This window comes from Halomonas sp. 111 (assembly GCF_052379685.1).
GTDB classification, from domain to species: Bacteria; Pseudomonadota; Gammaproteobacteria; order Pseudomonadales; family Halomonadaceae; genus Vreelandella; species Vreelandella citrativorans.
Genome location: NZ_JBQSYV010000024.1, coordinates 1 through 24,440, shown reverse-complemented (window position 1 = coordinate 24,440; position 24,440 = coordinate 1). Strand labels below are relative to the sequence as shown.

Here is a 24,440-nt window from a genome sequence, read left to right as displayed (position 1 = left end):
AGTGGCGTGGGAAGTACGGTGTAGCGACCACGTTGCCCGCCAAGGGGGCGATGAATTTGGCGTGTACACTGGGGCAAGCGCAAACCCATTGCGGAGGCACTGTGCCAGGCAGTCAGTCAGGTGTCGGTTATCCACTCAGGCAAAGGGCGCAACAGCGTGGTGGTTAACGCAGCGACCGACCAGACCCTTCAGGAACTCTTTGATTACGTTATTAGGTCACGACGCTACGCTGTCCGGCGTCTGCCTTTCTTGATATGCATTCGATAAACTACCCGCCACCGCAAACTGAAAGGGCACGCTGAATTGGCTGAGGCAACACTGTGAACCTACTTGAATTGTTTACTCAAACACTTGATATCACCTTACCCGTGTTTGCCATGGTTTTTCTGGGGATTGGCCTAAAGCGCCTGGGGTGGATTGATCGCACCTTTGTCACCACCGCGTCTGCGCTGGTATTTAAAGCCACGCTGCCCACCTTGATCTTTTTAAGTTTGATTAAAGCCGATATTAGCGTTGCGCTGGATATCTCGTTAATGGTGTTTTTTGCCATCGCCACACTGGGGCAGTTTATGTTGAGTTGGCTATGGGCACACTTTCGCGTTCCTTATGCCGAGCGCGGGATTTATGTTCAAGGAGCCTTTCGCGGTAATTGCGGCGTCGTCGGGCTGGCGCTGGCAGCGGGCATGTACGGCAACTATGGGCTGTCAACGGGCAGCCTGTTGGTTGGTGTGGTCATTATTATGTACAACGCGCTATCAGTGGTGGTTCTGGCCGCTTATCAAGCGGAAAAAGCCGCTAATTGGCGCAGCATTCTCAAGCATATTGCGACGAATCCGCTGATTATTTCAGTGATCGTGGCCTTGCCGTTTACTGCTTTTTCCATTTCGCTCCCCAGTTGGGTGATGACCTCTGGGGATTATTTTGCGTCGCTCACGCTACCGTTGGCGTTGATCTGTATTGGCGCAACGCTCTCGATGTCTAGCATTCGAGATAAAGGCGACATTGCGGTGAGCTCCAGCATTATGAAGATGGCCATCTTGCCTGTGCTCTCTACCGTAGCTGCCTGGCTGTTAGGCTTTGAAGGTGAGCAGTTGGGTTTGTTGTTCCTCTTTTTTGCCAGCCCCACCGCCGCCGCCAGCTTTGTCATGGTAAAAGCCATGGGCGGCAACGCAGGCCTGGCCGCCAACATCATTGCGATCACCACCTTAATGGCCAGTATTTCGGTAACACTGGGCATTTTTGCGCTGCGTTTGTTGGGATGGGTGTAAGAAGGGCAGAGGCGGGTTGGAGTGTTATCTGTAACACGTTATACTGTGCGCCCCTTCTGCAAGCAAAGTCTCTGTAGCTCAGTAGGATAGAGCAGCCGCCTCCTAAGCGGCAGGTCGCAGGTTCGACTCCTGCCAGGGACGCCAAATCCTACCCCAAACAACGCTCAAGAAACCCCAAAAACCGATGATCATTAGCGTAGGCAATATGCATACGCATGGACGATGCATCCGGCCCATTGGGGCGTAGTGAAAAGATGCTGCCAGGGGCGATGAAAATACCTTCATCCGAGGCTTTTTTGGCTAGCTGCATTGCGTCAATGTTGTTCGGCAGGCGCGCCCATAAGTAATAACCTTCCCCTGGCCCTTCTATATTCCCAAGCCCCACCTCTTTCAACGCGGTAATGGTACTGGCGCTGGCCTTGGTAATGCGTTCGCGAAGCTGTACCAGGTGGCGACGGTAACGCCCGTGGGTAATCATGTCGTGAATTAGGCGCTCGCTGAAGGTGGAACTGTTAACGACGGTGACCATTTTGATATCGGTAAGCGCATTAACCAGCGCAGGGTTTGCCGCTAAATAGCCCGAGCGAATGCCGGTGGAAAGCGTCTTGGAAAACGTGCCTACGTAAATCACGCGACTCAGGTCATCCAGGGCTGCCAGGTGGGCGCTTCCTCGGTGGAGCAGGTCGGCAAAGGCGTCGTCTTCTACCAGTATCAGGTTGTAGCGCTCTGCGAGTGTCAGTAGCCGGTACAGCTGGTTAAGTGAAAGGGTAGAGCCTGTCGGGTTGTGAGCATTGGGCTGTAGAAAGAAAACATTGGGGCGGTATTGAATAATTTTGCGCTCAAGGTCATCCAGGTCCAACCCTTCGTGGCTGCGCGAAACGCCAATCAGCTTCGCCTTGGCTAGGCGCAGCTTGCCAAATAACGGGTAATAGCCGGGCGTTTCCACCAGAACTCGGTCGCCGGGGGCGATCAGGTGGCGAATAATAAGATCGAAAGCGTGATTGGCGCCGAAGGTCAGCAGTACCTGTTCATGGGAAGCATGAATAGAGCGTCCGGCCAATACCCTGGCAATCGTTTCACGCAGTGGGAGATACCCTTGTGGGGCACCGTACTCGATATCATCATTGCCGATGGATGTTAATCGCTTGGCCTGACGTGCAAGCGCCGCGCCGCCCATCCAGCTAGCGGGTGCTCGGCCGTCGCCTACCCGCACCTGAAAATTACCTACCAATTGCTCTCTCAAAAGCGAGACGCTATCAACAGCTTCATTTAGCTCGTGGGTCTTTTCCAGCGCTTCAAGCGCGGGTGGTTGCGTAACAAAAAAGCCGGCTCCTTGCCGGGCGCGCAATCTGCCCAGTGCAATCAGTTGATCATAGGCATCAACAATCGTGTTTTTCGAAACCCCATGCTGGCGGGCGGCTTCGCGTATAGAGGCGAGCCTGGCACCCGGTGCCAAGCGGCCTTCTTCGATAGCCTTGAGGATGGTGTCAGCCACGCGTCTGGATTTCGACATGGTAGGTGCCTCCCGAAAGCGGGCTAAACCCAACCCGGTGAAATCAGTGTACCTCTCTTTTGATAGGTACAGTACCTCGTACAATCTCGCTAACTGTACCTGTCAGTAATCCGCAAGTTTACCCATCATGAGCGGCATTAAAAAAGAAACATCCATAATAAATTCAAGGAGACACGCTATGGCTGAGCAAAAGAACCGGTTTCTCAATGTGTGGGATGACACGGTGAGTGGGAGAGACCTCCTGCTGTCACTGTGTATTTCCACGCCGTTAACACTAGGCGGCTATCTGCTTGCCCCGGCGCAGCCTCCGCTGCCGCTTATTCTGGGGCTAAGCGGCGCTATTCTGGGGTTCTTCATCAATGCGCTGCTGTTTCGCCCTAAGCGGCAGCTGCAAACCGGTGAGGAGACGTAGTAATGGATCCCGTCTTATTACTTCAAATGCTGGCGGCCGCTATTATTGCTGTCGTCGTTTATACCGCCATTGGCGTTGCGCCGGGTACTGATGAAACCGCCGTACTGGCCCCCGTAATCTTGGCCCTGGTGGTCGCAGGTATACCGCTTCCCGTGGTGCTGGCTTTCTTTATGGCGGCAATCGTTGCCAAGAAGCTGACCGACTCCATCCCCGTTTCGGTAGCCGGTATACCGGGCGGGGTGATGTCGGCCCCTATGGTCGAGCACGCGCTGATTCTAAAGCGGGAAGGGCACGCCACCCTGGCGATTCGTAAAATGGCATCCGGTTCGGTCATCGGTACGCTCGTCGCGATACCCATCAGCCTGTTCCTCGCCTTTCTGTTAACGCCGCTAGCCGATGTGCTTGGCCAGTACGCCAGCCAGATTTTCTTTGGCGGCGCCGTATTTCTGGCGCTGATGAGCAAGGAGAAAGTCATCAGTCTGATCAGTATTGTGCTGTTGGCGGCTCTGATTCAGGGGTTACGGCACCTGTATTGGGGGATGGGCGTCATTCCAGAAGGGCAGACGGTCTTCATTTCGTTCTTTTTGGGCATCACCATTGGCCCGATGATGTTTAATCTGGCGCAGCTTACGGTCAACAGTGAGCGCCATAAAATGGCGGAGTCTGAGCCCAAGCAGATCCAGATCTACGGTGACGATGACAAAGGGCAGCTACCCAATCCGTTCCGTATCCTGACGCGCCAGGAAACCGCCTCGGCCGCGGCAAGCTCCGTACTGGGCTCGGTTACGTTCTTCATGAGCCCAGTGGGCATCACGATCTTTCTGGGCGAAGTAATGTCGAGTTGGGTGAAGGGCACGGTCAATAAGGCTAGCCGAGCGCTCTCTTCAATGGATGCGGTCACCAATGCTTCTTACATCGCGGGCATCTTGATTCCCCTGGCGGCGCTGGGCATTCCGATGAGCCCCATGGCGATTGGTCCGGGCAATGCCTTCTTCAACGCACCGCCGGTGCTGACGCTCGAGCAGAACGCTCACCACTTGATGAGTTTTTCTGAAATTACCATCGCCAGCATCTTGGGCGCCGGTGTCGCTTTGCTGATTACTTACCCGATTGCGGTTCGGTACGCGCGGCGTATCTGCATCTTTGTCTTCAAGCACATCCCCCACGAAGCGTTTCTGGCGATGTTCTTCTCGCTGGTCATGCTGCTCGCCTATATGGATGCTGGCGTAATGGGCATTTTGGGCGTGATGGTGCTGGCACTGATGGCGGGCCTGCTCAACCGGTGGGGCGTCAACTACGGTGTGCAGTTCATGACGCTATATGCCGCGCCGTGGATTTTAGGGCTGCTTGCTTAATACGCTTGGTTCATGCCTGAAGCATATGCAGCGTCCTGGTAAACCGCCTGCTTCAGGCACATTTACTTATTCAACCTCAATTGATCAGAGGCATTATCAATGGCACACAGCACATCACGCATTCCCGGTTTTTATCAGCTTCCCCCCAGCGAGCGGCTTGACAAGGTCATTGAAATAGCCGGGCTTGGCAGCGAGGTTCGCGCGCACTTTTCCGATACGGGCAATATTTCGTCAGCCACTGCCGATGCCATGATCGAGAACGTCATCGGTACGCTGAACCTGCCCATCGGGGTTGCTACCAATCTGGTCATTGATGGCGAGGAACAGCTGGTGCCCATGGCGACCGAGGAGTCCTCCGTGGTCGCTGCTGTCTGTAATGCGGCCAGGCAGTGTCGCGCCTCGGGTGGGTTTTATACCGATACGTCAGAGCCCATCATGATTGCACAGGTGCAACTGCTGGATGTGCCCAATCCTGAGTTTGCCCGGCTTCGTCTGCTTTCCGAGTTTGAGCAGGTAAAAAGCATTTGCGATGCAACCGACCCGGTGTTGCTGCAGCACGGGGGCGGTTTTCGCGAGCTGGAAGTGCGCGTGCTCGACAACATGCTGATCGTGCATCTGCTGGTGGATGTGCGTGACGCCATGGGCGCTAATGCCGTCAACTCGATGGCGGAAGCCGTCGCACCTTCTCTGGCAGAGTGGAGCGGTGGCCGCAGCTGCCTGCGTATTCTTTCCAACCTTGCAGATCGGCGCATTGCGCGTGCGCGTGCTACCTGGAAACTCGAAGACCTTGGCGGCGAGTCGGTACGTGACAGCATGCTTAATGCGTATCGCTTTGCTGATCAGGACCCTTATCGGGCAGCCACCCACAACAAAGGCATCATGAACGGGGTGAGTGCGGTCGTACTGGCAACCGGTAACGATACCCGTGCGGTGGAAGCGGGCGCGCATGCCTACGCCGCGCGTACCGGGCGCTACCGTTCCTTGACACATTGGGAGGCTGATAGCGAAGGGAACCTGACCGGTACCCTGGAAATGCCCATGCCGGTAGGCCTGGTGGGCGGCGCTACTCGCTCGCATCCCAGTGCTCGGCATTGCCTGGATATTCTGGGTGTAAAAACAGCGGATCGCTTGGCGCGTATTATCGTCGCAGTAGGGTTGGCGCAAAATTTTGCTGCCATGAAGGCGCTGGCAACCACAGGTATTCAGAAAGGCCATATGGCACTGCACGCCAAGAATATCGCAGTGATGGCCGGGGCCGAAAATGAGGAAGTTGACCGGATCGCGGCGCTGCTTGTGGATGGCGGTAAGGTGCGTGTGGATATCGCCCAACAGCTTCTTGAACAGTTGCGTCACGGATAAGGAGAAGACATGACCCTGCCATCCTCTGTGCGTCTGGTCGAGGTCGGCCCGCGCGACGGTTTGCAAAATGAACAGGCGCGCGTGCCGACCCATCTGAAACTTGCGTTCATCCAGCGCTTGGTGGAGGCGGGCTGTGCCAGTATCGAAGCGACGAGCTTTGTGTCGCCCCGCTGGGTGCCGCAAATGGCCGACCACCGGGAAATAATGCAGGGCGTTGAGCCGCGCCCCGGCGTGGTCTATTCAGCCTTGACGCCTAACCTGAAAGGCTTGGAAGCGGCGATTAAGTGTGGTGTTGAAGAGGTCGCTGTATTTGGTGCAGCGAGCGAAGCCTTCTCGCAAAAGAACATAAACTGCTCTATCGCCGAGTCGCTCGAGCGCTTTGAACAGGTGGTCGACCGTGCGCGCCAGGCCGGGCTGCGCGTGCGGGGGTATGTTTCCTGCGTGCTTGGCTGCCCTTATGAGGGAAAGATCGAGCCTTTACAGGTGGCGCGGGTGGCCAAGGCGCTATACCAGATGGGTTGTTATGAGGTATCGCTGGGCGACACGATTGGCACCGGCACGCCATCCAAAGCCAAGCGTATGCTGGCGGCTGTTGCCGCCCAAGTACCGGTGAATAATCTGGCCGCCCACTTTCATGATACCTACGGCCAAGCGCTTGCTAATCTCTATGCGGTGCTGGAAGAGGGCGTAAGCGTTATTGATAGCTCCGTCGCCGGTTTGGGTGGCTGCCCCTATGCCAAAGGGGCTTCTGGCAATGTGGCCAGCGAAGATGTGGTGTATATGCTTGAAGGTTTGGGTATTGCGTCAGGCATCAATTTAAACGCGCTAGCAAGAACGGGGGATTGGATCACGCAAGCAATCAACGCCCCAAACCGATCACGCGCGGGCAGCGCCTTGATGGCCGCGGGGGTGTAACGGCTTGGCTGTTCTCCCTTGGCCCAGGAAAGCCAGAATATTGACTATAGTGAACCAGGCGCAGGCTTTCTTGGACGCCGACGCCAATGAACGCTGTTCAACACATTGACGCAAAGGGAGGCGCGAATGGCTCGTTATGGCCTGTTGGCTTTGATAGCAATTGCACTGGCTGGGTGTTCAACGCAAGGTACGGCGAATGGTGCACAAGAAGCACACCGCTATGCCGTTGAATACTGCGAACGTGAGGGTGGGGAAGTGCGCAGTCGTGAATCTGGCGGTACTCAACGTGACTACTGCCATTTAGTTGAAGGCCGTGTCGTTGAAGTGAATATGCTGTATCGAACCGAAGGGTTGAGAAACGACTGATACACAAGGCGGACGTTCCCTGTGCTGGCCCATTTCGCCATTAGGGTTAATGCGGCTCCCCTGAATAGGCGCACTCAGGTATGCTCGTCGCCTACTTATTACCTCGTCGCTTTTTCAAGGACACTGCCCATGTTGTCGCCTAACCGTATCGCCAGTGCATCGTTGGCGGGTTTACTTGCTCTACTTCCTGCCACGTTATTAGCTCAGGAGGCGCATATTGGTAGTGTGCGCACCGAGTTTAGAATGCTGGGGCCAAACAATACCATTGAAGTCGAGCGGTTCGATGACCCGAAAGTGCAGGGTATCTCCTGTTATATTTCCTACTCCCAAATTGGTGGAATTTCAGGCGCGATTGGGCTTGCTGAAGAAGCCAGCGAAGCAAGCGTGGCCTGTCGGCAAACGGGCGAGATTGTCTTTAACCCCGATGAGATAGCTCCGCAAGAGGTGGTGTTCACCCAGCGCCGCTCGGTGCTCTTTAAGAATATGCGCGTAGTGCGCATGCATGATACTGAAACACAAACCTTTGTGTATCTGACCTATAGCACCAAGCTGGTGGATGGCTCGCCAAAAAATGCGGTTACCGCTGTGCATTACGGCGATCTAACGCCGGGCACACGCTGATAAAAAGTAGCCCTGTTAATAGCCATGAAGATCGCACTTTTATAAACCGCTATCCTGTTTGGAACGGGGAAGGCGCTGGGCATTGCCTAATCCTGTGCCCAATATGTGGCGTAAAAGGCTTATGTTAGCCTGGTTACCCTATACCGATATCGACAAACAGATGCTTTACTCTTCCCCGTGAGAAGCGATTTATTGACGCAGCTCATGCCATGGCTTGCTGAAATCTGATATTTTAAAGGTGCATTTAAAATGAATCTTTAAGCTATAGGGAAGAGGCCGCCATGCTCACACCGGCACAAGAACAGATCATTGCTGCTACAGCCCCCGTTGTGGCTGAGCATCTCGATACGATTACCCAGCGCTTTTATCCGTTAATGTTTGAGCGCTACCCTGAGGTGAAGTCACTTTTCAACCAAACGCATCAGCAAAATGGCGGGCAGCCACGAGCGCTGGCAGGTTCCATTCTGGCGTATGTGCAGGTTCGTCAGAATCCTGAAACGGCGCGCCGCATTATGGAAACCGTGGTTAATAAGCATATCTCGTTGGATATTCAGCCGCACCAGTACCCGATTGTTGGGGAGTGCCTGATGGAGGCTATCGGTGAGGTGCTGGGCGATGCGGTGACGCCTGAAGTTGCGGATGCCTGGGGGGCGTTGTACCAAGAGCTTGCCGAATTGTTGATCGAGCTTGAAGAGCAGCGTTACCAGGAGTTCGAGCAGCGCCTTGGCGGCTGGCGCAGCACACGGCGTTTTCGTATTGAAAAAATACAGCAGGAGAGTAGCGTTATTCGCTCGTTCATCCTGGTGCCTGAAGATGGCGGCCCAGTCGCAAACTATACGCCCGGCCAGTATATCGGTGTGAAGCTTATGATTGATGGCGAGCCGGTACACCGCCATTACAGCTTGTCAGGTATGCCGGATGGGCGTTCTTATCGCTTGTCTATCAAGCGTGAACCTCACGGGCTTGCCAGCCGCTATTTTCATGACCAACTTAACGTAGGCGATACGATTGAGCTGCTGCCGCCAGCGGGTGAAATGACACTGGTGCCGGGCGATGAACCCCTGTTGTTGGTGAGTGGCGGTATCGGTCAAACGCCCTTACTGCCGATTGCTCAAGAGGCGCTGCAACAAGGTCGTAAGGTTGCTTATCTGCATGCCGCGATAGACGCTGAGCACCGTGCCTTTGCGACCACGCTACAGGAGTTGGCACATGCGTATCCTGAGCAGTTAAGCGTCGTCACCGTGTTTGAGCAGGATGACAGCGGTGACTACCAGGGGCGTATCAGTGATGAGCTTTTAGCGAAACATATCGTGTCCGGCGAGCGCTGTTACTTTGTCGGGCCTCATGGCTTTATGAGTGCGGTGGATGACAGCCTGACTCGCTTGGGTGTGCCCGAGTCACACCGCCACTTCGAACACTTCGGCCCGGCGAAGGCGTTAGACATCGCTTAGTCGAATAGTACCGAACCGCCTCCTTCGCACGTGGGTGAATGCGAAAGAGGCGGCCTTGGGTTTAGAACATCGTTAATCCGCTGGGCCAAAGCGGTTCTGAAACAGGGGTTATGAAAAAAGGATTATGAAAAAAGGGTCATGAAAAAGCAGTTATGAAGGAGTGGCATTGGCGGGGGAAGGTGTGTGCTCTTCATTAGGCCATGCGGTAACGACAACTTCATAAATGCGCCAGTCGTAATTATTAAGGTGCTGAGAGGCTTCTTTCAGATGTTGTGCCAATTCATCATTACTATGCGGGGTGACAAAGGCCTCGCCGCTGAAGATTGGGCCTTCTTCACGTAAGCGTACTGAGGCGGCGGCTACCCAAGGCATGGCGCAAAGCTCGGCCTCAAGTGCTTCTTCCATGTGCTCCGGCTTTTCGCGAGACGTAAAGTGAGGGCGGCGATCAAGCAGGTCGCCTACGGCCTCCTTTAAATTGGTAATGCCATCCTTGGTAACGTCCAGGGCAATAATGGCCGCAGCAACTGCGTCTGCCCACCAAAAACCGGCCCCTACGCCCAGCACGCCTACAATGGCAGCCATCCCGGTCATCCAGTCAGCTTTACTCATTTTGCCATCCGCAAAGACGGTTTTCTCATGCACTTTGGCGGCGGCTTTGGTCTGTAAGCGCCCGATAATAACCGGTGGAATGACACTGTAGATAAGCACGCCAACCATCACCCAGCCCATCCATATCGTCTCACCAAACAGCGTGATGGCGCCGATACTGGGGTGCTCCTGGTGGGCAAGCTTTAGCAACGAGTCTCCTAGTAAAAACAGGCCCATCGCGCTTAGTGCAGTGGCGGTGCATAAAAAGGCAATGATCGTGGCGCGTTGATACCCATAAGGGTAGGTCTTATTAGGCGGGCGATTGCGAAACCGGACGGCCAGCAAGAAAGCGATAGGCGGAATGAGCGAAAGCATGTCTTCCAGCCATGCGACTTTCATTGCCTGGCTGTTGCCCAGTACCGAACCCAGTACCGCTACAATGGAAAGACGAAACGCTAAATTCCACCATTCAAGGCGGATCAGATAGTCGAGATCCTGCTGTTTCTCTGGAGGCAGGTGATAAAGCTTGCGTATTTTCATTGTTCAGCCTCCAGCTGTTGAAGGCGTTGTTCAATACCGGGGTAGCTATTTAAATGGCGCTGTACGACCAGCATCCAGGCATTTTCTCCTTTGGGTAGCGCCATAACATGCTGGTCGGTGGCGATTTCCCACTCTCCAACCTGATAGTTATGCGCATGCAGCCACCAGGAGGGGTTGGCAACTGCTTGGTTTAGTGCATCAGGATCGGAAGTGGGGCGGGGAATCGCGCCCTCTTTTTTAAGCGCATGGGCGATATGATTAACGGCAGGAAGGGCGACCTCAACACCTTCAAGATGGCTGGGTAAGGAAGTGCTTCTGGGTACCCCGACTGAATAGTGGCTCTCATAGTAGGCCTTGGTAGGGGTGGCGAGGGCGCTCACATTTGAATCCTGAGTAAGCCCACCGGCCACCAGGTCAAGCTGGTATTGGGAGAGCGCCGCTAACAGGTTTCCTTCGCTATCCCAGTGCCAGTTAACGGTGGCATCCATATCTTCTGCAAGCGCACGAATGATGTCGACTTCCAGCCCTGCCGGGCCTTGGTCAGTATGTATGACCCAAGGCGGGTTCTCGGACAGGCCAACGTTCAGCTCCCCGCCCTGCATCTCTGTCATGGGGCGTTCAATATTGGCTGGATAACGGCAACCTGCCAAAGCGAAAACTGCACAAATGAGCAGCATGTGGGTCCGAAAAACGCATGATATAAAGCTATCCTTGCTTTGCATCGTATAGCCGCTCCCGTTAAGGGGATGTAGATAACCGCTCATTAATAAGGCTTACAAAAAAGTGAGCATAGGGTCGCTCAAGCCTTGCTCACTTTATACATTAGGCGTAATCAGCTATTTTCCAAATGAATGGCTGGGTTTAGCAGCGCTGCCTTTTTATGCCACCATTGATGCACATAGGCTGGCGCACAGATGACATGCCTGGGCGCACTCTTGGCAATGCTCTGCGTCATGTTGGTCGCACTCATCACCGCACTTTTGACAGATATCCGCGCACAGCTGGCAGACATCCTGAGCATATTCGCTATTCTGGGCCATAAAGGAGACGGCCAACCGGCAAATTTGTGCACACTGAATATCTAACCGAATACATTCAGCCATGTGTTCAATGTTGGGTTCTTGAAGGCAGGAGGCCGCGCAGTTATCGCAATAGACCGCACATATATTACAGGCTTCGATGCACTCTTTAAACTTCGGTATACTCACGTTAGTACCTCCTTTATGAAGATGCGCCTTTACACTGATTTAGTTTGAAGAATAGCCGGAAAAGGCGTTTACGCTTAATAAGTAGTTGATGATGCTAGCCATTGTTTGATAATAGGATCTAAGTGGGTGTTTTGCGTAGGAGAAGAGGATCTTTAATATTTTTTAAACCCTGTGGCACAGGTTGCTCTTTTTCTTTTAACGTTTCTGGCTTGGTTTATGCAGCATGAAAGAAGATAAGCAATAGCGTAATAGAGAGGGTTTTTATGTATGGATCGTTAACGTTGTTGTGTCAGTAACCTGGTTTTTTAAACGCAATTGCAAGCGCTGAGCATACGCAATTGCGTTATAGGTAATCAGAGGTTTCATAAGTAATTCAACGTGGTCGCTTGACCAGGCACGCTGAGGTTAAATCCTTAATATTGGTGTGACCCAATAGGCCTAATGTTCTGTCTACTTCTCCTCTCAGCAGGTTCAGTGCATGCTCCGCACCCGCTTGGCCACCCGCCGCAAGCCCGTAAAGCGTCGCTCTTCCAAGCCAAACGGCGTCTGCGCCTAATGCCAGTGCTTTTATAATATCGGTGCCGCGCCGAAACCCGCTATCCACAAACACATGGCAGCGTTCCCCTACGCAGGCTTTTACGTCGGCCAGGGTATCCATGGGCGAGAGCGAGTGATTGAGCTGCCTTCCACCGTGGTTGGAAAGTACGATACCGTCAACGCCAAGTTTTACGGCCTGCTCGGCTTCTTCCGGCGCCAGAATCCCTTTGAGAATTATCTTGCCTGGCCACGTCTCACGTAACCAGGCAATGTCTTCCCAGTTAAGCGACGGGTCCAACTGCGAGCCGATAATTTGCGATGCGCCTTGGGCGCCACGCTTTTCCGGTGGCAGAAGCTCATCCAGGTTTTTAAAGGTGGGTAGGCCGGGCAGCAACACATCCAACATCCAGCGAGGCTTGGTCATCATGTGTGCCAGGTTGGCGAAGGTGGGTTTCATGGGGCGCCGGAAATTGCGCACGTCCCACTCACGGTTGCCGTAAATGGCGCTATCCGTAGTGATCACAATGGCTTCAAAACGGGCATCTTGGCAGCGCTTGATAAGCGATTTTACGAAGGCTCGGTCACGATAGAAGTAAAGCTGCATCCACGCCGTCAAGCCTTCAATGGCCTGGATATCTTCCATGGCGGTGGTAGAGACATTGCTCAGCACAAACGGGATATTCGCATCGCGGGCGGCACAGGCAAGTTTTCGGTCGCCATCACGCGTTAGCATGCCGTTAAAGCCTGTTGGGCCAATGGCTACTGGCATTTGGTAAGAGCGGCCAAACAGTGTCGTGCTTAAATCCCGCGTACCCACCTTTGTCATTGTTCTGGGTTCAAACAGGTATTGATCAAACACAGTGCGATTATGATGCAGCGTATGTTCGTCATCGCTTCCGCCATACACATATTCAAACACGAAGTTCGGCAGTCTTTTTTTGGCGATGCGTTCAAGATCGTTGATATTTATTGATTTCTTATAGTTTGAACCCGTGTAAAGCTGGCGTTTCATGTGCGTTACCTTCAACCAAAGTATAGGGCGTTTAGGCTTTTGTTTGTCTCGCCATACTACCATACTAGTTGTATCAGATAAGGGCGTCATGCCCCTTTACCCAGGCGGCGGCAGATGAGTGATACAAACACTACGCTACAAGCGCTATGGCAGGAGACGTCGGAGACCGAATCGGTGCGTCAGCGTCTTTACCAGGTACTGCGCCAGTCGATTATTCAGATGGTGTTGGAACCTGGCCGAGCGCTGTCTGAAAAAGAGGTGGCGGACGCTTTTTCGGTCAGCCGTCAGCCGGTGCGCGAGGCCTTTATCCGTCTTTCTGAAACAGGACTCGTCGAAGTCCGGCCACAGCGTGGTACTTATGTGGTCAGAATATCTCAGCGAGCAGTGCTTGAAGCGCGCTTTGTACGTGAGGCGGTTGAGGTAGCCGTAGTGCGTCAGGCAACGGTCAAAGGGCTTCCCGACGAAGTGCTCACCGAGTTACACGACTTGCTGGAGCGCCAGCGCCGCTGTATTGAGCCGCACGACACCATTCGTTTCTACCGTCTTGACGAGCGTTTTCACAAAACGCTGTCGCTGGGCGTTGGCCAACAGGCCGCCTGGAAGGTTATCGAAGAGGTAAGGGCGCAGCTGGACCGTGTACGCTACTTAAGCGTTCCTGACACCACACCGATTGCCCGTTTGATTGAACAGCACGCCGATATTATGGCGGCGATTGAAGCCCGCGACGTAGCGCTTGCCGAGCAATCCATGCGGCGCCATTTGCGTGAAATTTTTGTTTCACTTCCCGATCTAGTACAGCGGTTTCCCGAGATGTTCGATACTCAGGAAACGGTATCCCTCATTGAGGAGGCAACCCCATGAAAATCGAACACGCCTATACCATCGTCACCTCGCCGGGGCGCAATTTCGTCACCTTAAAAATCGTTACCGACCAGGGTACCTACGGTATCGGAGATGCCACGCTAAACGGTCGGGAAATGGCCGTGGTCGCCTATTTGGATGAGCACGTAATTCCCGCCTTGATTGGCCGTGATCCTCAGCGCATCGAAGACATTTGGCATTACTTGTATCGTGGTGCTTACTGGCGCCGTGGCCCGGTTACCATGAGCGCGATTGCCGCTGTCGACATGGCCCTTTGGGATATCAAAGCAAAACTCGCGGGTATGCCGCTTTACCAACTGCTGGGCGGCAAGAGCCGCGACCGCGTGATGGTGTATGGCCACGCCACAGGGCGCGATATCGATTCGTGCCTTGAAGAAGTCGCCCGCCATGTAGATGAAGGTTACAAAGCCGTTCGCGTGCAGGCAGGTGTACCGGGTATCGCGAGTATTTATGGTGTTGCTAAAAAAGAGGGCGAGCCCTACGAGCCTGCGGATGCCGATTTACCCGCCGAGCATGTCTGGAGCACCAGCAAATATTTGAATCACGTGCCTAAACTGTTTGCCGCTGTACGTGAGCGCTTTGGTGATGATCTGCATATTTTGCACGATGTTCACCACCGCCTAACGCCCATTGAAGCAGCCCGCTTGGGCAAGGACGTTGAGCCTTATCATCTTTTTTGGCTTGAGGACTGCGTACCGGCTGAAAACCAGGAAGCGTTTGGCCTTATACGCCAGCACACCACCACACCGCTAGCGGTAGGTGAGGTATTCAATAGTATTCATGACGCCAAAGCGCTGATCGAAAACCAGTGGATTGACTATATTCGTGCCACGCTTACTCACGCAGGTGGCATCACTCACGTGCGCCGTATTGCTGATTTGGCGGGTCTTTACCACGTGCGTACCGGTTTCCACGGGCCGACCGATCTTTCTCCGGTGTGCCTGGGGTCGGCTATTCACTTTGATACCTGGGTGCCTAACTTTGGTATTCAGGAGTACATGCCGCATACCAGCGCGACTGACGAGGTGTTTCCTCACGATTATCGGTTTGAGGATGGCCACTTTATCGTGGGCGAAACGCCTGGGCATGGCGTGGATATCGACGAAGAGCTTGCCAAGCAATACCCCTATAAGCGTGCCAGCTTGCCGGTTAACCGGTTAGAAGATGGCACTCTTTGGCATTGGTGACCTAACGAACGGGTAAGGAGTTTTGCATCCATGAAAGCATTTCAGGTCAAGGCGCCCCATGACTACCAGGTCGCCGATGTTGAAGTACCCACTGCCGCCGCAGGCGAAGTACGGGTACGCGTAGCGTTTGCCGGTATCTGCGGTTCGGATATGCATATTATCCACGGCGATAACGCCTTTGTGCGCTTTCCGCGTATCACGGGCCACGAATTTGCGGGCGTTATTGACGCGGTTGGCGAAGGCGTAGCTGATGTTTCGGTGGGTGATCGCGTCTGCGTTGACCCGGTGATTAGTTGCGGCACCTGCTACCCGTGCCGCATTGGCCGCCCCAACGTGTGCGGCGCCCTTGAGGTAATTGGCGTACACCGTAACGGCGGTTTTGAAGAGTTCGTGGCGGTGCCCGCAGCGAATGTGCACAAGCTGCCGGATCATATCAGCCTGGACGCAGCTGCCCTGGTAGAGCCCTACACCATTGCCGCCAACGTGCTGGACCGCATGCAGCCGCACCCCGGTGATCGGCTGCTGATATTGGGCGCAGGCGTGATCGGCATGACGATCCTGCAGATGGCCCGGGCCTTGGGCATTGAGGAGATCATCGTTACCGATGTTATCAATGAGCGCCTGGAGGCTGCTAAAGCGCTGGGCGCCACGCACGTTCTCAACAGCCGTGAGCAGGACGTCGAGAAAGAGGTGCTGGCCCTAACCCAAGGTGAAGGCGTACCGCTGATTGCCGACGCTGCATGTGTGCCGGCGCTGCTTCCTCAGATGCTGCGGCTGGCATCGCCCGCGGGCCGTATTGGCCTGCTCGGGTTCAGCGTTCAGCCAAGCGATCTGGTGCAGCTTGAAGTGATCAAAAAAGAGCTGACACTGGTCGGCTCACGGCTTAATAATCGTAAGTTTCCGGAGGTGCTGGCGCTAATGGCAAGTGGCAAGCTGGACCCGTTGGCGCTGGTTAGCCATCGGTTACCGCTGAGCGATATGCCTGGTGCCATCGATATGCTTGATCACCGTCCTGAAGAAGCCCGTAAAGTACTGATTCAAGTCAGTGCTTAACGACCACGCCCTCTCATATCAACCATTCACATTAACTACGCGCACTAACAATCAACAATGCAAAGTGCAGGAGCGATAAAAATGATCAAGAAGCTATTAACCAGTGCGGTACTTGGAACGGTTCTTCTCAGTGCGCAATCTGCGCTTGCCGCCGACTACACGCTACGCTTTGGCCATTTGGCCAACGAGCAGAACATCTGGCACCAGGCGGCTGAGAAGTTCAAGGAAGAAGTAGAAGCCAACTCTGACGGCCGTATTGAAGTTCGCCTTTACCCCAGCGAGCAGTTGGGCAGTGAAATGGATGTGATCAACAGCATTCAGCTGGGCACGGCGGACATGACGATTACCGGCGAGAGCCTGCAAAACTGGGCGCCCAAGGCGGCCATGATGGCCGTGCCTTATGCCTTCCGTGACTCCGAGCATCTGCACGCAGTCGTTAACGGTGAGATCGGCACCGAGATTGAAGAGCAGATCACAGAGCGTACCAATCTGGTGCCCTTGACCTGGTTTGAGCGTGGCCCTCGCGAGCTGACCGCCGACCGTCCGATCCGCACGCCAGAAGAGTTGGACGACCTACGCCTGCGCGTGCCTAACGTGCCGCTTTTCGTAGATACCTGGCAGGCGATGGGTGCACGCCCAACGCCCATGGCGTTCAGTGAAGTGTTCACCGCACTTCAGCAGAACACGCTGGAAGGTCAGGAAAACCCGCTTAGCCTGATCGAAAGCGCCAGCTTCAACGAGGTGCAGGACTACGTCAACATGACCGGTCATGTGCGCAGCTGGATCTACGTTGTGATTGGCCGTAACCAGTTGGAAAACATGCCTGAAGATCTTCAGCAGGTGGTACGTGATGCTGCAGCGACCATGCAAGCGTATGAGTCAGAGCTGTTTGTCGAAGACCAAACGCGTCTGGAACAGGCACTGCAAGAGCGCGGCATGGAGTTCGTTGAGGTGGATGTTGATGCCTTCGCTGAAGCGGCCCGTCCAGCGGTACTCGAAGCATTGACCCCTGAACAGCGTGAGATTTTCGACGCCATTCAAGGCCTGTAAGTCGGTAAGTAATGACGATGGGCTGGTCGTGCGCCAGCCCATCGTCTATCTGCAAGAGTGGTTTATCCCATGAGGATACGTTTATGAGCTCGGATCAAAAAGCGCTTGAGCAAGAAGCGTTGGAGAGTTTGGATTCGATGTCGGTAGTACCCAGGCTGCAAGGTCCAATTGGGCGCTTGATTGACTGGGTGGATACCTGTTTTCTAACCCTGGCTGTGCTTGCACTGGTCGCTATTGCGGGCACGGTGTTGTTGCAGGTGAGTTCTCGGCTATTTCTGCCGTTCTCCATTGCCTGGACAGAAGAGCTCTCGCGCTATCTGTTTATCTACATGGTGGCGCTCTCGGTCGGCGTGGTGATGCGCCAGCACCGCAATATCAGTGTCGAGCTGTTCCATCATATGCTTGGCCCACGCGTGAAAGCCGCGTTTCAGGCGCTGATCTGCTTGATGATTGGGGTATTTGCGTTTCTGGTGCTGCCCTATGCTTGGCAGTATGCCCAGAACGGTACTTGGCAGACCTCGCCAACGCTGCGGATTCCCATGCTGTATATCTTTTTCTCAACGGTAGTCACCTTTGCGCTACTCCTGGCTTATAGCGTGCTGGGGTGTCTTGAGGGAATTATCGCAATGTGTCGTCCCTCTGCCACCCGTGAACAGGAGTCGTAAGCATGGAAGTTATTATTCTGTTTAGTGTTTTTCTAATACTTCTCGTGGTGGGTATGCCCATCGCGTTTGCTCTTGGTATCGCTTCTGTATCGTATCTATTGCTGGAGGGCATTTCGCTCACTATCGTACCCCAGCGTATGTACGCGGGTATCGACACCTTCGTTCTGCTGTGTATTCCAGGGTTTGTACTGGCCGGTAATCTGATGAACGTGGGCAATATCACCGAACATATCGTGCGCTTCTCCAACGCGCTGCTTGGCCATATTCGCGGCGGGCTAGGCCTTGCCAACGTAGGCGGCTCGATGATTTTTGGCGGTATCTCCGGTACCGCTGTGGCGGACTCCGCGAGCATCGGCTCGGTGATGATTCCGGGCATGGCGCGCTCGGGCTACGACAAGCCCTTTGCCGCCGCGGTGACGGCCGCCTCGTCAACCATAGGGCCGATTATTCCACCCAGCGTGCCGATGATTATTGCGGGTTCGCTAAGCGGTATTTCGGTCGGCCGGATGTTTTTGGCTGGTGCGGTGCCCGGCCTTTTAATGGGTCTGGCCATGATGGTGACGGTGTACATTCTGGCCGTTCGTCGAGGCTACCCCAAAGAGAAGCGCGTGCCGGTCCTGCAGCTTCTGCGCGAAGCCAAGACGGCGTTCTGGGCGCTCTTGATGACCGTAATTATACTGTACGGCATCATCGGCGGCTTCTTTACGCCCACCGAAGCCTCGATTGTGGCCAGTCTTTACGCCTTGGTGGTAGGCATGTACGTCTACAAGGGGCTTACCTGGCGCAAACTGCCGGGCATTCTGGTCGATACCGTTTTGACCTCGTCAGCGCTTTTGTTGATGGTGGGCCTAGCCAACCTGTTCGGCTGGATTCTGACCAGCGAGCAGATTCCTCAGATGATCGCCACGCTGATTCTTTCCATCAGTGAAAACCCGCTGATTGTGCTGCTGATTCTCAACCTGATCCTGCTGTTTGTTGGCGCCTTTATGGAAACCATCGCCGCGCTGATCATTCTATTCCCGGCGCTGGTGGGGGTGGCGACGGGCGTTGGCGTCGACCCAGTGCACTTTGCCGTGATTGCCGTGCTCAACCTGATGATTGGCCTGACCACGCCGCCGGTCGGGGTGTGTCTGTTTGTCGTCGCCGGTATCGGCAAGCTGCCCATGCTTTCGGTGGCGCGAGCAATTGTCCCTTTCCTGCTATGCAACCTGGCAGTACTGATGCTGGTGACCTACGTGCCGGCTATTTCACTCTGGCTGCCTAATCTGCTGATGGGGAGTAACTAGCTTTAACTGTTTAATGTGTTAAAGCGACAACCCGCCTCATATTGTGTACGAGCCTGCCGGGTGCTTTTCAGCACCCGGCAGGCTTTTTTATTTTGAACCACCATCATTGCATCGGCGCCACGCTGCTGCGGCGTGGCAAGCAAATCCTTTGATCGATAGCGCATGCTTAATGAGAGAAGGGGCTGATTTTCTGATGAGCTGTGATTTTTATTGCTCATAGCGCGCTGAGCTCTTTAAGCAGGCCATTAAACGCTTTGAAAATTACAAAAAAAGCACGCTCTCTTCATGGCTTCAGTAAATAACATGATTCCCACATACCACTATAGTCTCGAAATTAGTGTAGATTCGGCGTTTTTTGAATACGAATTAAAGTTTAATAAAGGTAAAATCCATTATTATTCAGTTCCTTGCAGTGTAAGTTCAATAGGTGGTTTAAGGTCGATTTGGAAGGCGCTACCAAAGTATAGAATGCAGGGCTTACGTTTTTTGCCATTCTACCATACTAGTTATATCAGTTGATGGCTTAACGACTCACCTCAGGCGTATTTTAAATGAGCGATATGAGTACCACGCTACAAGCGCTATGGCAGGATATACCGGAGACGGAATCGATTCGTTATCGTCTTTATCATGTCCTTCGCCAGTCCATTATCAAAATGGTATTGGCACCGGGCCAAGCGCTGTCTGAAAAAGAAGTAGCGAGTACTTTCTCAATCAGTCGTCAACCGGTGCGCGAAACGTTTATTCGGCTTTCGGAAGCAGGACTTGTCGAGGTCAGGCCGCAGCGAGGCACCTATGTGGTCAAGATCTCCCGACGCGCAGTGCTGGAAGCGCGCTTTATACGTGAAGCAGTAGAAGTGGCAATTGTTCTAGAAGCTGCAAAAGCAAAATTTCCCGCCGCTGACATAATGGAATTGAATGAACTTGTCTTGCGCCAAAAAAGTTGTATCGAAAGACAAGATCATGATCGCTTCTTTATTTTGGACGAAATGTTTCATCGAAGACTTGCGCTTTCTACCGGACAAGTCATGGCGTGGAACGTTATCGAAAATGCTAAAGCGCAGTTAGATAGAGTGCGCTACCTAAGCATTCCTGATTCCACGCCTATCGCAAAACTCGCTGATCAACATCAATCAATCGTAAACGCCATTGCTGAAGCAGACGCGCCTGGTGCAGCAAAAGCGATGAGACTTCACCAACGCGAAATACTCCAATCTTTACCCGAACTTGAACACCGGTTTCACGACATGTTTGAAGAAACAGCTACTCCCATAACGCGCCATGTTGGTTAAAACATACGTTATGGAGTCAAGCGGGGCGTAGAGATAATGTCTACAACTCAGTAATACAACATCAATAACAAACGATAGATTAAGGAGATGAAAATGAAGCTTAAAACATTATTTCCCATAGCGTTGGTACTCGCCAGTAGCTCTGCATATGCCAACTACCAGCTAAACGTATCAATTGCGCTAAGCCCGCAAGACCCTATTGCCCAGGCATTGGATACGGCAAAAGAGAAAATAGAAGAGCGCTCTAATGGTGAGTTGGCTATCCAGATTTTTCCTAATAGTCAGCTAGGGTCAGACGAAGATGTTGTTGAGCAGATTCGCAGCGGCGCCAATATCGCTATTTTGATTGATGCAGGCCGCTTGTCCGAATATCAGCCTGAGCTGGGTATTTTGAGTGCTCCTTATCTCGTCGAAGATCATAGAGATTATGACCAAATCACCTCCTCAGCGCTTTATAGCGATTGGGTAGAAAGTCTGGCGGATCAAAGTGGTCTTCGCCTGCTTAACTACAACTGGTTTCAAGGATCTCGCCAAATGTTGACCCAGAGCGAGGTCAACGCGCCAGAAGATTTGAGCGGTGTACGCGTACGCACAATCAACTCTCCCGTATGGGTCGAAACGATCGAAGCGATGGGAGCAACGGCAACGCCGCTGCCTTGGTCAGAAGTTTATTCAGCCCTACAGTTAGGCTCTATTGATGGGGCAGAGGCGCAGCTAACTGCGGCAGAGGGGCAAAATTTGCATGAGGTAATAACCCATGTAGCGCTTACAAACCACATTCATTTAATGACCGGCATCGCAACCTCTGAGCAGTGGTTTCAATCCCTACCGGAAGAGTTACGCACTATCCTCGATGAAGAGCTTTTAAGCGCAGGGAATGAGGCAAGTATCGCCATAGCCGAAGCTCAGGCCGCCGTACAAGAGCGTATGGAGTCTGAGGGCGTTACTTTTACAGAGGTCGACGCGGAGCTGTTTCGTGAAAGAGTGAGCGGTGTTTACGAAGAGCTGGGCTACGACCAGTATCGCGATCAGCTATTCAGTCAATAGTAGCGTTAAGGCCCTTGCCGCTAAGGTAAGGGCGCTTTTTCGCTTTACCGCTGAATTCAGTTTTCCGTATGCCCTTAGTAGGAAGGATTCAATATGTGGCGCTGGTACGACAAGGGCGAAGAGTGGCTGGCTATATCGCTTCTAGGGGGCACCTCTCTTACGATGTTAGTTAGCTCAACCGCTAGAGCTGTAGGCCAGCCTTTCGCTGGTGGCGCTGAACTTGCGCAGTTTTTGTTCATTTGGACTGCTGTATTGGGTGCCGATATTACGCTGCGCCATGGGGGGCAGGTGAGAATAGATGCGTTGGTTATTCGTCTACCCGCTAAATTGCAGTTAATTATTACCAGTTTGTGCCTGGGGATGATGCTGCTATTTCTCGTGCTGCTTGCCTGGTATGGCTTTATTTTAGCTACTTCAAACTGGCAAAGGCCTATGGGTGTTGCCGGGTTGAGTTATGGCTATATCACATTGGCGCTGCCGGTTGGTGCTGTCTTAATGATAATAACGCTACTGCGTCGTATAACATCGATAGGGATTATCGCAAGCCTGGTCGCAGACGACGATAACGCGGTGGAGGAAACACTATGACGGCCGCTTTATTGTTGGGGTTTGGGTTGTTGCTTATGGCGATAGGCATGCCGGTGGCTTTTGCGATCGGCATTGCTGGATTTTCATATTTCTTACTGCCGGATACATTCCTGCCAACCAGTATCGCTGTACAGCGTGTTGTTTCGTCCACTCAGTCGTTTCCGCTATTAGCCGTGCCGCTGTTTATTTTTATCGGGCACTTGATGAATGCCAGCGGTATAACGCCTCGGCTGGTTCACCTTTCGACGCTTCTGGCGGGGTGGATGAGTGGCGGTTTGGCCCAGGCGAGCATCGTATTGAGCACCTTGATGGGCGGTGTGTCTGGATCCGCGGTAGCCGATGCCGCTATGCAGTCGCGCGTCTTGGGTAAAAGTATGATTAAGGGGGGCTACTCTGCTGGCTTTTCAGGTGCCGTGCTTTCGATAGGCGGTCTCATTACTGCGACGATCCCGCCTAGTATTGGTCTGATCTTGTATGGATATCTAGGAGAGGTCTCCATCGGGCGTCTATTTATCGCTGGATTGGTTCCTGGCTTTTTATTGATGGTCGCGTTTATGGTCACCACTTATATCATGGCCAAACATCGTGGCTACCAGCCTGTCAGGTCTCATCTACCGAAGGGCAAGGAGCTTCTAAAAGCGTTGCGAGAAAGTATTTGGGCCATACTGTTTCCGGTCTGGCTATTGGTGGGTATCCGCTATGGGTTATTTACGCCTTCCGAGGCGGGCGCTTTTGCGGTTGCTTATGCGCTCTTCATCGGCTGCGTCATTCATCGAGAAATGGGTGTTAAAGAGTTGCTCAATGCCATGCGTGCCAGCGTAAGAGACATCGGGATGGTCATGCTGATTATCATGTTTGCCGGCATTATCGGTTATGTGGTGTCTTTCGAGCGTGTACCTCAAACAATAGCGGAACTTACCTTGGGCGTTTTTACTAACCAAACTGCTTTGTTGTTTGTACTTGCATTATTGCTGATTTGTATGGGGATGCTGCTTGAAGCAACCGTTGTCGTGATGCTGCTAACGCCTATTCTTGTGCCTGTTATTAAAGCTGCTGGTGTGGACCCCGTTCATTTCGGGCTGTTGATGATGACGCTTGTGACATTTGGGGGGATGACACCGCCTGTAGGCATCTCGATGTATACGGTTTGCGGTATTTTACGCTGCTCTTTTTATGACTACAGCAGAGAGCTACTGCCTTATGTATTAGCTGTTTTTGTAGTCGTCTCCTGCATTATATTCTTCCCCAATATTGTTTTATTTTTGCCGAACCTATTGCTCGGCTGAAGCGACTTTTAAGAGCTAGCGTTGTAAACGTGCCAAGACACGATGGGTTGCTGAGCGCCGGGTAATAACTCGGCGCTACTCTTTTAACACCACTTTGTCGGCAAAGAGGTAGTAGTCGAGTTCGTCTTCTTCCTCTAATGTACTGGCTTTAAAAAGCATCTCTTTCGTATTTTCGAGATGTTGCCACATGGCTTGGTGAGCGGCGCTGGCATCGCGTCGAATTAGCGCTTTTAAAATAACATCATGATCGTCGCACCAACTATCCAGCGATTGGCGGTTATCAATTCGATCATGGAGTTTTTGCCACAATAAATTTTTATCGCGTTGATACCAAAGCTTTTCGACCAGATAGACTAAAACAGCGTTCTGGCTCGACTTGGCTATTTGTAAATGAAAGCGTTTGTCCCATTCTGAATCCTGGTAGCGGTCTTCATCGCGCGCCTGTTTGCTGATCTCCATCAGTTCCAGTATATCGTTTTTGGTAATTAGGGTGGCCGCAAGCGCTGCAATCTGACTTTCGATAATCTGGCGTGCCTGGAGCATTTCGAAAGGGCCGGCGCTGAGCGCGTTATCCTCGTCTTCGGTTTTGCTGGGTATAGGCTCCTTGGGAGGCGGCAGCACATAAATGCCTGACCCCTTGCGTACCTCCACTAGCCCTTGGAGTTCCAGCATGATCAGCGCTTCACGAACCACTGTGCGGCTAACGCCCAGCTCTTCAGCGATATCACGCTCGGCGGGAAGCCGGTTACCCTCGCTGTAAAGGCCAGACAAGATGCGCTCTTTCAGTTGTAACCCGGTTTTTTGATAGAGACGTTGGGGGGTAGGCAGTTGCATTTTTGTGTTCCAAGGCTAAATAAAGTGCTGAACCAGAAGGCCATTCAAACGGTAATAAGCGTTTGTACCCACAGGTTTTCCTTAAACGCGGCGAGTGAAGCGAGGGGGCTTTCCTCGCTTCACTT

25 protein-coding genes and 1 tRNA gene are annotated in these 24,440 nt (G+C 53.1%); 19 read left to right on the top strand and 7 right to left on the bottom strand.

What is annotated here, in order from left to right:
• The first annotated feature begins 320 nt into the window (after positions 1 to 320).
• Both ACT3T7_RS16150 and ACT3T7_RS16145 read left to right on the top strand, forming a co-directional pair.
• The gene (locus ACT3T7_RS16150; RefSeq protein ID WP_444631572.1) at positions 321 to 1,268 is read left to right on the top strand and encodes an AEC family transporter; all 948 of its coding nucleotides are present in this window, start codon (positions 321 to 323) and stop codon (positions 1,266 to 1,268) included.
• 67 nt (positions 1,269 to 1,335) lie between these two features.
• Positions 1,336 to 1,412, top strand: a tRNA-Arg gene (locus ACT3T7_RS16145).
• Between the two features lie 4 nt (positions 1,413 to 1,416).
• Here the strand turns inward: ACT3T7_RS16145 and ACT3T7_RS16140 are convergent.
• Positions 1,417 to 2,781, bottom strand: coding sequence for an aminotransferase-like domain-containing protein (locus ACT3T7_RS16140; protein ID WP_444631571.1), 1,365 nt, complete (start codon positions 2,779 to 2,781; stop codon positions 1,417 to 1,419).
• Positions 2,782 to 2,959: 178 nt separating this feature from the next.
• On the opposite strand from ACT3T7_RS16140, the gene ACT3T7_RS16135 reads away from it, so the two are divergent.
• The 7 genes from ACT3T7_RS16135 to hmpA all read left to right on the top strand — a co-directional run bounded on the left by ACT3T7_RS16135 (position 2,960) and on the right by hmpA (position 9,260).
• Positions 2,960 to 3,193, top strand: a complete 234-nt coding sequence (locus ACT3T7_RS16135; protein ID WP_193053870.1) for a hypothetical protein — start codon at positions 2,960 to 2,962, stop codon at positions 3,191 to 3,193.
• A 2-nt stretch (positions 3,194 to 3,195) separates the two neighbouring features.
• A complete protein-coding gene (locus ACT3T7_RS16130) occupies positions 3,196 to 4,548 on the top strand; it encodes a tripartite tricarboxylate transporter permease (protein WP_444631570.1) in 1,353 nt (450 codons plus the stop codon).
• Between the two features lie 99 nt (positions 4,549 to 4,647).
• Positions 4,648 to 5,907, top strand: a complete 1,260-nt coding sequence (locus tag ACT3T7_RS16125; protein ID WP_444631569.1) for a hydroxymethylglutaryl-CoA reductase, degradative — start codon at positions 4,648 to 4,650, stop codon at positions 5,905 to 5,907.
• A 9-nt stretch (positions 5,908 to 5,916) separates the two neighbouring features.
• Positions 5,917 to 6,822 (top strand): hydroxymethylglutaryl-CoA lyase, encoded by a 906-nt coding sequence (locus ACT3T7_RS16120; protein WP_444631568.1) that lies wholly within the window; start codon positions 5,917 to 5,919, stop codon positions 6,820 to 6,822.
• A gap of 126 nt (positions 6,823 to 6,948) precedes the next feature.
• The gene (locus ACT3T7_RS16115) at positions 6,949 to 7,188 is read left to right on the top strand and encodes a DUF333 domain-containing protein (protein WP_444631567.1); all 240 of its coding nucleotides are present in this window, start codon (positions 6,949 to 6,951) and stop codon (positions 7,186 to 7,188) included.
• Between the two features lie 129 nt (positions 7,189 to 7,317).
• A complete protein-coding gene (locus tag ACT3T7_RS16110; RefSeq protein ID WP_444631566.1) occupies positions 7,318 to 7,809 on the top strand; it encodes a CreA family protein in 492 nt (163 codons plus the stop codon).
• Between the two features lie 281 nt (positions 7,810 to 8,090).
• Positions 8,091 to 9,260: an NO-inducible flavohemoprotein gene (gene hmpA, locus ACT3T7_RS16105; RefSeq protein ID WP_444631565.1), complete on the top strand. Its 1,170-nt coding sequence runs from the start codon at positions 8,091 to 8,093 to the stop codon at positions 9,258 to 9,260.
• Positions 9,261 to 9,410: 150 nt separating this feature from the next.
• Here the strand turns inward: hmpA and ACT3T7_RS16100 are convergent, their stop codons facing one another.
• The 4 genes from ACT3T7_RS16100 to ACT3T7_RS16085 form a co-directional block, all read right to left on the bottom strand.
• Positions 9,411 to 10,388 (bottom strand): cation diffusion facilitator family transporter, encoded by a 978-nt coding sequence (locus ACT3T7_RS16100; RefSeq protein ID WP_444631564.1) that lies wholly within the window; start codon positions 10,386 to 10,388, stop codon positions 9,411 to 9,413.
• Complete coding sequence (locus tag ACT3T7_RS16095; protein ID WP_444631563.1) at positions 10,385 to 10,999, bottom strand: transporter substrate-binding domain-containing protein; 615 nt, start codon at positions 10,997 to 10,999, stop codon at positions 10,385 to 10,387. Before ACT3T7_RS16095 ends, ACT3T7_RS16100 begins: the two co-directional genes overlap by 4 nt.
• A 267-nt stretch (positions 11,000 to 11,266) precedes the next feature.
• A complete protein-coding gene (locus ACT3T7_RS16090) occupies positions 11,267 to 11,596 on the bottom strand; it encodes a four-helix bundle copper-binding protein (RefSeq protein ID WP_192528543.1) in 330 nt (109 codons plus the stop codon).
• Positions 11,597 to 11,969: 373 nt separating this feature from the next.
• A complete protein-coding gene (locus tag ACT3T7_RS16085) occupies positions 11,970 to 13,145 on the bottom strand; it encodes an alpha-hydroxy acid oxidase (protein ID WP_444631562.1) in 1,176 nt (391 codons plus the stop codon).
• Between the two features lie 114 nt (positions 13,146 to 13,259).
• On the opposite strand from ACT3T7_RS16085, the gene ACT3T7_RS16080 reads away from it, so the two are divergent.
• The 6 genes from ACT3T7_RS16080 (at position 13,260) to ACT3T7_RS16055 (ending at position 19,268) form a co-directional block, all read left to right on the top strand.
• Positions 13,260 to 14,006 carry a GntR family transcriptional regulator gene (locus tag ACT3T7_RS16080; protein WP_172116231.1) on the top strand — a complete coding sequence of 249 codons (747 nt, stop codon included), beginning with the start codon at positions 13,260 to 13,262 and terminating at the stop codon, positions 14,004 to 14,006.
• Positions 14,003 to 15,214: a D-mannonate dehydratase ManD gene (manD, locus tag ACT3T7_RS16075; RefSeq protein WP_087109628.1), complete on the top strand. Its 1,212-nt coding sequence runs from the start codon at positions 14,003 to 14,005 to the stop codon at positions 15,212 to 15,214. Before ACT3T7_RS16080 ends, manD begins: the two co-directional genes overlap by 4 nt.
• Positions 15,215 to 15,244: 30 nt before the next feature.
• Positions 15,245 to 16,267, top strand: a complete 1,023-nt coding sequence (locus ACT3T7_RS16070; RefSeq protein WP_444631561.1) for a Zn-dependent oxidoreductase — start codon at positions 15,245 to 15,247, stop codon at positions 16,265 to 16,267.
• An 81-nt stretch (positions 16,268 to 16,348) separates the two neighbouring features.
• Entirely contained in the window at positions 16,349 to 17,317 is a 969-nt protein-coding gene (locus ACT3T7_RS16065; RefSeq protein ID WP_444631560.1) for a TRAP transporter substrate-binding protein, read from the top strand.
• Positions 17,318 to 17,400: 83 nt separating this feature from the next.
• A complete protein-coding gene (locus ACT3T7_RS16060; RefSeq protein WP_444631559.1) occupies positions 17,401 to 17,982 on the top strand; it encodes a TRAP transporter small permease in 582 nt (193 codons plus the stop codon).
• 2 nt (positions 17,983 to 17,984) lie between these two features.
• Positions 17,985 to 19,268 carry a TRAP transporter large permease gene (locus ACT3T7_RS16055; protein WP_192526273.1) on the top strand — a complete coding sequence of 428 codons (1,284 nt, stop codon included), beginning with the start codon at positions 17,985 to 17,987 and terminating at the stop codon, positions 19,266 to 19,268.
• 2 nt (positions 19,269 to 19,270) lie between these two features.
• On the opposite strand, the gene ACT3T7_RS16050 is transcribed toward ACT3T7_RS16055, so the two are convergent.
• Positions 19,271 to 19,486 carry a hypothetical protein gene (locus ACT3T7_RS16050; protein WP_444631558.1) on the bottom strand — a complete coding sequence of 72 codons (216 nt, stop codon included), beginning with the start codon at positions 19,484 to 19,486 and terminating at the stop codon, positions 19,271 to 19,273.
• Between the two features lie 333 nt (positions 19,487 to 19,819).
• On the opposite strand from ACT3T7_RS16050, the gene ACT3T7_RS16045 reads away from it, so the two are divergent.
• From ACT3T7_RS16045 to ACT3T7_RS16030, 4 genes are all read left to right on the top strand, one after another.
• Positions 19,820 to 20,560 (top strand): GntR family transcriptional regulator, encoded by a 741-nt coding sequence (locus tag ACT3T7_RS16045; protein WP_444631557.1) that lies wholly within the window; start codon positions 19,820 to 19,822, stop codon positions 20,558 to 20,560.
• Between the two features lie 93 nt (positions 20,561 to 20,653).
• The gene (locus ACT3T7_RS16040) at positions 20,654 to 21,607 is read left to right on the top strand and encodes a C4-dicarboxylate TRAP transporter substrate-binding protein (protein WP_444631556.1); all 954 of its coding nucleotides are present in this window, start codon (positions 20,654 to 20,656) and stop codon (positions 21,605 to 21,607) included.
• 93 nt (positions 21,608 to 21,700) lie between these two features.
• A complete protein-coding gene (locus ACT3T7_RS16035) occupies positions 21,701 to 22,195 on the top strand; it encodes a TRAP transporter small permease (RefSeq protein ID WP_444631555.1) in 495 nt (164 codons plus the stop codon).
• A complete protein-coding gene (locus tag ACT3T7_RS16030; RefSeq protein ID WP_444631554.1) occupies positions 22,192 to 23,481 on the top strand; it encodes a TRAP transporter large permease in 1,290 nt (429 codons plus the stop codon). The genes ACT3T7_RS16035 and ACT3T7_RS16030 overlap by 4 nt, the downstream gene beginning before the upstream one ends.
• 75 nt (positions 23,482 to 23,556) lie before the next feature.
• Here ACT3T7_RS16030 and ACT3T7_RS16025 read toward each other — a convergent pair whose 3' ends face one another.
• Positions 23,557 to 24,315 carry a GntR family transcriptional regulator gene (locus ACT3T7_RS16025; protein WP_444631553.1) on the bottom strand — a complete coding sequence of 253 codons (759 nt, stop codon included), beginning with the start codon at positions 24,313 to 24,315 and terminating at the stop codon, positions 23,557 to 23,559.
• Positions 24,316 to 24,440 lie beyond the last annotated feature (125 nt).

Bases quoted from the DNA above. Each gene is read 5' to 3' on its own strand.
- ACT3T7_RS16045 (WP_444631557.1), top strand. From the start codon at position 19,820: ATGAGCGATATGAGTACCACGCTACAAGCGCTATGGCAGGATATACCG.
- ACT3T7_RS16095 (WP_444631563.1), bottom strand. From the start codon at position 10,999: ATGACAGAGATGCAGGGCGGGGAGCTGAACGTTGGCCTGTCCGAGAAC.
- ACT3T7_RS16030 (WP_444631554.1), top strand. From the start codon at position 22,192: ATGACGGCCGCTTTATTGTTGGGGTTTGGGTTGTTGCTTATGGCGATA.
- ACT3T7_RS16025 (WP_444631553.1), bottom strand. From the start codon at position 24,315: ATGCAACTGCCTACCCCCCAACGTCTCTATCAAAAAACCGGGTTACAA.
- ACT3T7_RS16110 (WP_444631566.1), top strand. From the start codon at position 7,318: ATGTTGTCGCCTAACCGTATCGCCAGTGCATCGTTGGCGGGTTTACTT.
- ACT3T7_RS16055 (WP_192526273.1), top strand. From the start codon at position 17,985: ATGGAAGTTATTATTCTGTTTAGTGTTTTTCTAATACTTCTCGTGGTG.
- ACT3T7_RS16060 (WP_444631559.1), top strand. From the start codon at position 17,401: ATGAGCTCGGATCAAAAAGCGCTTGAGCAAGAAGCGTTGGAGAGTTTG.
- ACT3T7_RS16135 (WP_193053870.1), top strand. From the start codon at position 2,960: ATGGCTGAGCAAAAGAACCGGTTTCTCAATGTGTGGGATGACACGGTG.
- ACT3T7_RS16125 (WP_444631569.1), top strand. From the start codon at position 4,648: ATGGCACACAGCACATCACGCATTCCCGGTTTTTATCAGCTTCCCCCC.
- ACT3T7_RS16120 (WP_444631568.1), top strand. From the start codon at position 5,917: ATGACCCTGCCATCCTCTGTGCGTCTGGTCGAGGTCGGCCCGCGCGAC.
- ACT3T7_RS16100 (WP_444631564.1), bottom strand. From the start codon at position 10,388: ATGAAAATACGCAAGCTTTATCACCTGCCTCCAGAGAAACAGCAGGAT.
- ACT3T7_RS16115 (WP_444631567.1), top strand. From the start codon at position 6,949: ATGGCTCGTTATGGCCTGTTGGCTTTGATAGCAATTGCACTGGCTGGG.
- ACT3T7_RS16040 (WP_444631556.1), top strand. From the start codon at position 20,654: ATGAAGCTTAAAACATTATTTCCCATAGCGTTGGTACTCGCCAGTAGC.
- ACT3T7_RS16085 (WP_444631562.1), bottom strand. From the start codon at position 13,145: ATGAAACGCCAGCTTTACACGGGTTCAAACTATAAGAAATCAATAAAT.
- ACT3T7_RS16070 (WP_444631561.1), top strand. From the start codon at position 15,245: ATGAAAGCATTTCAGGTCAAGGCGCCCCATGACTACCAGGTCGCCGAT.
- hmpA (WP_444631565.1), top strand. From the start codon at position 8,091: ATGCTCACACCGGCACAAGAACAGATCATTGCTGCTACAGCCCCCGTT.
- ACT3T7_RS16130 (WP_444631570.1), top strand. From the start codon at position 3,196: ATGGATCCCGTCTTATTACTTCAAATGCTGGCGGCCGCTATTATTGCT.
- ACT3T7_RS16080 (WP_172116231.1), top strand. From the start codon at position 13,260: ATGAGTGATACAAACACTACGCTACAAGCGCTATGGCAGGAGACGTCG.
- ACT3T7_RS16065 (WP_444631560.1), top strand. From the start codon at position 16,349: ATGATCAAGAAGCTATTAACCAGTGCGGTACTTGGAACGGTTCTTCTC.
- ACT3T7_RS16140 (WP_444631571.1), bottom strand. From the start codon at position 2,781: ATGTCGAAATCCAGACGCGTGGCTGACACCATCCTCAAGGCTATCGAA.
- manD (WP_087109628.1), top strand. From the start codon at position 14,003: ATGAAAATCGAACACGCCTATACCATCGTCACCTCGCCGGGGCGCAAT.
- ACT3T7_RS16035 (WP_444631555.1), top strand. From the start codon at position 21,701: ATGTGGCGCTGGTACGACAAGGGCGAAGAGTGGCTGGCTATATCGCTT.
- ACT3T7_RS16050 (WP_444631558.1), bottom strand. From the start codon at position 19,486: ATGAGCAATAAAAATCACAGCTCATCAGAAAATCAGCCCCTTCTCTCA.